This window comes from Acidiphilium sp. (assembly GCF_049977125.1).
Taxonomy (GTDB): Bacteria; Pseudomonadota; Alphaproteobacteria; order Acetobacterales; family Acetobacteraceae; genus Acidiphilium.
Map to the genome: position 1 here is coordinate 1 of NZ_JBMFGY010000168.1, position 5336 is coordinate 5336.

Consider the following 5336-nt stretch of genomic DNA (forward strand, 5'->3'; position numbering starts at 1 on the left):
TCATTTCAACAATGTTTCGCGAACGAGGCCGCTGCGTCTTGAACAGGGTCGTTTCCATAGGTAACAAGGCCAAAGTTCGTGCCGGCGACGCAGCGTGCCGGCGATAAATGTTTTGATCTCATGCGGGGAAAACCAATGGCTCGTATCAAGTCCAGGCTCATGCTCGGCGTGGCCGCGGCGCTCGCTTTCGCCACCGCCCATGCCGCGACAGCGCCGTCGACGATCAAGATCGGCACACTCTACGCGAGCAGCGGTCCGTTCGCCGTGTCGTCCGAGGGGCAGTATCACGGACTCGAATATTGGGCGGCGAAGGTCAACAAGACGGGCGGCGTGTTCGTCAAGGCGTTCGACAAGAAGATACCCGTTAAAATCGTGGCCTATAACGATCAGAGTTCGACCTCGACGGCGACGACGCTCTACAATCAGCTAATCACCCAGGACCATGTCGATCTGCTGGTGGCTGATTTCGGCTCGGTCCTGACCTCGGTGGCGATACCGCTGGCAGAGGAGCATCATATGCTGCTGATCGACCCGACCGGGTCGGGAGCGAATTTCTTCACGAAAAAGACTGATTATCTGGCTGATGTGAGTATTCCGGCCTCCACCGTCTGGCCGGTGCCGCTGGGTCGCTTCATCAATGGTGAGAAGCAGATCAAGCGGGTGGCCGTTGTGTACGATTCGAACGATTTCGATGCGTCGCAGGCTAACACGCTGAAATCGGTTCTTGCCAAAGCCGGGACCAAACCGGTGTATTTTCATGCTGTGCCGACCACGGAGACCAATTACACCGTCCTGCTCCATGCGATCGCGGCGCGGCGCCCGGATGCGCTGATCGAATTTGGCTATCCCGACAACGATATCGCCTTCCTGCGCGCGCTGAAATCCAGCGGGCTGCATTTCAACATGGTGTTCACGATCTTTCCCGGTCAGTTGCTCACGCTGCTGACCAAGAACGTGGGCGCCAAGGGGCTCGCCTATACCTACACCTATCCGGCCCCGCCGCTGGTTTCTTACAAGAGCGTCAGCTATGGCATGAACACGGCGGATTTCGTTAACAGCTTCACGGCGGCAGAGCATCGCGCGCCGAACTTCCTCGATGCCGCCGGCTACAATACCGGTATCGTCATGCAGGACATGCTGGCGACGGCGCCGAAGTTCACGCAGCTTGATTTCCATGCCGCGCTGATGGACATGTCGGGTCATACCAAGACCCTGCTGGGACCGTTTGAGATCAATGCCAACGGGGCGCAGCTCGGCCAGCCCTTCCCGGTGGCCCAGCTTGTACCCGACGGATCGACCGACAAGCTCGTGGTGGTCTATCCGCACGACAAGGCGACCGGCAAGCCGGTCTATCCGGCGCCGAAGTCCTGAGGCGCGCGGCAACGGGCGGAGACCGCGCATGAGCCTGCTCGATTATGCGCTGATCGGCGGTGTTCTCTACGGGATATTTTTCAGCCTGGTCGGGATTGGGCTGAACCTGGTGTTCGGGGTGATGCGCATGATCAATCTCGCGCACGGCCAATTCGTGATGCTGGGGGGATTCGGTGCCTATGTGGTGTCGAATGCGCTGCACCTGAATCCGTTGTTTGGCGTGCCGCTCGCCGTGGTCGGGGCCTTCGTGATCGGCTGGCCTCTCTATTATGCCGTTGTGCCACGACTGCAACGCAGCCGGGACCCGGAGATGCTGTCGTTCATCCTGTTCTTCGGGATCGCGCAGATGATCGAGGCGATGGTTACGCTCGCCTTCGGAGCAGATCAGCGGTCGTTGCCCGGCGATGCGCTCGGCTCGGGTAATTTTGTCATCCTTGGGCAGTCGTTCCCCGACAGCTGGGGTGTGACCGTGCTCGTCAGCATTGTTGCCATCGTTGGGCTCTATGTCTATTTCGCCCGCACTCGGCTGGGGTATGCAACCCGCGCGATTATGGCCAATCGCGAAGAGGCGCGGGCGAGCGGGATCGATGTCGACCGGGTTTCGGCCATTGCCTTCGTCATCGGCCTGGCACTTGCGGGAATCGCCGGGGTGTTCGTGCCGTACATGCTCGGCTCGATCTCACCGGCGATTGGAGAAAGCCTGACGACGACGTCCTTCGCCGTCATCATCATTGGCTCACTCGGCAATCCGCTCGGCACCGTCGTGGGCGGGCTCGTGTTTGGGATCGGGACCATGCTGATGCAGACCTATTATTCGTCGTGGTCGAACCTGGTCCCTTATGCGTTGCTCGTCATTATCGTGCTGATCCGGCCGTCGGGCCTGCTTGGCAAGGCAGTGCGGGTTGCGTGACGCGGGGCCGCTGAGGCGCGCGAGACCGGGGCTGATCACCATGATCGCCGTCGCTGTGATTTTTCTGATCGCGCCGCATATCTATGGCAATACATCGCTGTTGTTCACCATCATGACCTTCGTCGTGCTGGCTGAAGGTCTCAACATCCTCTATGGATTCACCGGTTATCTACCGTTCGGTTATGTCGGCTTCTTTGGGACCGGGGCTTACGGCACGTCGCTACTGGTTCTGCATGCCCATCTGCCGATGGTGATCTGCGTGATCGGTGGTGGGGTTGCCTCACTCGTCGTTGCGCTGATTCTGGGCCCTCTGTTGCGGCTTTCCGGGGCTTATTTCTCGATCGCGAATCTCGCCGCCTCGCAGATCCTGTATTTTGTGATTTCCAACCCCAATCTGTCGGCGATAACCGGCGGGCCCTATGGGTTGAAGCTGGAGCAGGTGTACGATCCGGGAGCGAGTTACATCGGCATGATCGTGGTTCTGCTCGTGGCCGTGGCGATCGCCTCGTATTTCCGGTCATCACGCTTCGGGATGGGGCTGCGGGCGATGACCGAGGACCCGGTGAGTGCGGCGCTTGCCGGGATTGACGTGGTGCGCCAGCGTCTGATCGTGTGGCTGGCGTCAGCGCTCGTCGCCGGTCTGGCGGGCGGGATCTATGCTTGGAATCTCTCGGTGTTCTACCCGGAATCGGTTTTTACGCTGCAGATCAGCGTGTTTGCCATCGTGTTCGCCCTTTTCGGTGGGGTCGGCACGGTGCTGGGGCCGTTAATCGGAGCGGCGATCCTGTACAGCTTCTACGCGGTGATCGGGGTTTCGGCACCACAGTATTTCATGCTGCTGTATGGCCTACTGATCGTGTTGCTTGTGCTGTTCCTGCCAAACGGCGTGCTCTCCCTGCTCGAACGGAGGGGCATTCGTGTCTTCTGAACCGCTGCTCAGGCTCGATGCGATCGGCAAGCGGTTTGGCGGGTTGACCGTGCTGAACGATGTGAGCTTCGCGGTCGTCGCCGGTGAGATCGTCGGGTTGGTTGGGCCGAACGGGTCGGGCAAGACGACCACGATCAACGTGATCTCGGGCGTTCATCGGGCTGATGTCGGGCGCGTCCTGCTCGATGGTATGCCAGTCCAGGCCCTTTCCAGCTTTCGTCTCGCGCGGCGCGGGATTAACCGGACTTTCCAGGTGCCGAAGCCGTTCCATACCATGACGGTTCGAGAGAATATCGAAGTTGCCGCGCATTTTTGCCGTCACGATCAGGTCGATATCGATGCGATCCTGGCCGAAACCAACCTTACTCTCCATGAGGCAACGATGGCCGGCGCGCTGACCGTCAACCAGCAGAAAATGCTTGATCTTGCGCGGGCACTTGCCACCAAGCCGAAGCTCCTGCTCATTGATGAAATCGGCGCCGGCCTCAATCCTCAGGAACTCGCGGTGATCGCCACCTTGTTGAGCCGTCTCGCGGCGCGGGGCATCGCGATGATCGTCGTCGAGCATCTGCTCGATTTTCTCAACCGCATTACCGAACGGGTCATCGTGCTTGGAGCCGGGCGGATGCTGTTCGAGGGCTCGTTGCGGGCGGCGTCAGAGGACCCCGAGGTCGTAGCGGCGTTCATTGGAGGCTGATCGAATGTCCCTGCTTTCGCTCAAAGGCGTCGAAGCCGGGTATGGCGCCTTGCAGATCCTCTGGGGCATTGATCTGAACGTCGGGTCGGGTGAGACCGTGCTGCTGCTCGGAGCCAACAGCGCGGGCAAGACCACGCTTCTTCGGACCATCATCGGGTTGATCCAATGCCGCGGCGGCTCGATCACGTTTGACGGAACCGCACTGCAATCGTTGCCGCCCGACCAGCGCATCCGGCGCGGCATCGCGTTCATGTCGGAACTCGGCGTGTTTCCTACACTTTCGATCGAGGAGAATATCCGGCTCGGTGGCTATTTTCTCGACAACGCGACCGTTAGACGGCGCAGCGCCCGGCTCTACGACATGTTTCCCGACCTTGCCGCGAAACGCCGCCATGCGGCCGCCACACTCTCCGGTGGTCAACGTAAGATGCTCGGCATCGCGAAGGTTCTTGTCAGCGAGCCCAAGCTTTTGCTGATGGACGAGCCTTCGTCGGGCCTCGCGCCGGTTTTCGTCAAACAAGTGATAAAAGTCTTGCAAACGACGATAGACGCAGGGACCGCGCTGCTTATCGCCGAACAGAATGTGGCATTTCTTGAGCTGGCCAACCGTGGTTACCTGATCGACGGTGGCCGCGTCCGCCTGTCCGGCACGCGAGCCGAACTCGAATCCTCGGATGCGGTTCGTGAAGCTTATTTTGGACTGTAGGGCGACCGGAAACGGTAGTGCCGCCACGTCATACCAACCCGCATACCCGAGACCGTTTTGATCCAGTCGTGTTGGGGAGCCAACGCGAAAGTGTCGTTTATGAACGCGTGCCCGAACACGAGGGTTTTGTCGGATGAGTTCAAAAGTATCCGGCAAACTGATGCGCTGACGAGATCGCTGACAAATTTGATTCAGGACAAGAAAGTAGTCAAATGTTCTTGCTTCGTCCATGCTTGGCCCAGGTGGAAGTCACTTTCGCGTCCAGACTTCAGCAAGCCGAACCTCAAGGCGGCTGATGGCGAGCTGGATACGCGACTCACCTGGTGCCGACTGATAGGTGGCCTACGCCAGCCGGATCGGACCTGGGTAGTGAGCGAGCAGCGCATCGTTGGTCAGTAGGGTAATGCCCTCGATCTGGGCTTGTACGATTAGCAACCGATCGAACGGATCCTGGTGGATCGGCGGCTGCGTGTCGACGGCCACAACATGCGCGCTCAGGATCGCCATTTCCTGGTAGCTGTTGTCGATCAGCTCGTGCCGCAGAACCCGCAGAACCCGGGCATCGATCTGAAAGTCAGCCCGCCCCAGACTCCGCTTGATCACAATTTCCCACAGACTGGCGACACTGAAATACAATTCCACCTCAGGATCTGCCATCATCGCCCTACCCTCAGGGGGCCCAAATTCCATCCCCATAGCTCTCACCCCACTCGGGGAGGACACG

General features: G+C 59.6%; 6 protein-coding genes. 5 read left to right on the plus strand and 1 reads right to left on the minus strand.

The window, feature by feature from the left end:
* The first annotated feature begins 135 nt into the window (after positions 1-135).
* From ACP5E6_RS15830 to ACP5E6_RS15850, 5 genes are read left to right on the plus strand one after another with little or no spacing between them, the layout of a single operon-like run.
* On the plus strand, positions 136-1371 hold the full coding sequence (locus ACP5E6_RS15830; RefSeq protein ID WP_427955669.1) for an ABC transporter substrate-binding protein: 1236 nt from the start codon (positions 136-138) through the stop codon (positions 1369-1371).
* Positions 1372-1399: 28 nt separating this feature from the next.
* Positions 1400-2281 carry a branched-chain amino acid ABC transporter permease gene (locus tag ACP5E6_RS15835; RefSeq protein WP_427955671.1) on the plus strand — a complete coding sequence of 294 codons (882 nt, stop codon included), beginning with the start codon at positions 1400-1402 and terminating at the stop codon, positions 2279-2281.
* A 40-nt stretch (positions 2282-2321) separates the two neighbouring features.
* Complete coding sequence (locus ACP5E6_RS15840) at positions 2322-3209, plus strand: branched-chain amino acid ABC transporter permease (RefSeq protein ID WP_427955674.1); 888 nt, start codon at positions 2322-2324, stop codon at positions 3207-3209.
* Positions 3199-3906 (plus strand): ABC transporter ATP-binding protein, encoded by a 708-nt coding sequence (locus ACP5E6_RS15845; protein WP_427955677.1) that lies wholly within the window; start codon positions 3199-3201, stop codon positions 3904-3906. The genes ACP5E6_RS15840 and ACP5E6_RS15845 overlap by 11 nt, the downstream gene beginning before the upstream one ends.
* A 49-nt stretch (positions 3907-3955) precedes the next feature.
* Positions 3956-4612, plus strand: a complete 657-nt coding sequence (locus ACP5E6_RS15850; RefSeq protein ID WP_427955679.1) for an ABC transporter ATP-binding protein — start codon at positions 3956-3958, stop codon at positions 4610-4612.
* A gap of 342 nt (positions 4613-4954) precedes the next feature.
* Here the strand turns inward: ACP5E6_RS15850 and ACP5E6_RS15855 are convergent, their stop codons facing one another.
* Positions 4955-5272, minus strand: a complete 318-nt coding sequence (locus ACP5E6_RS15855) for a type II toxin-antitoxin system VapC family toxin (protein WP_427955681.1) — start codon at positions 5270-5272, stop codon at positions 4955-4957.
* Positions 5273-5336 lie beyond the last annotated feature (64 nt).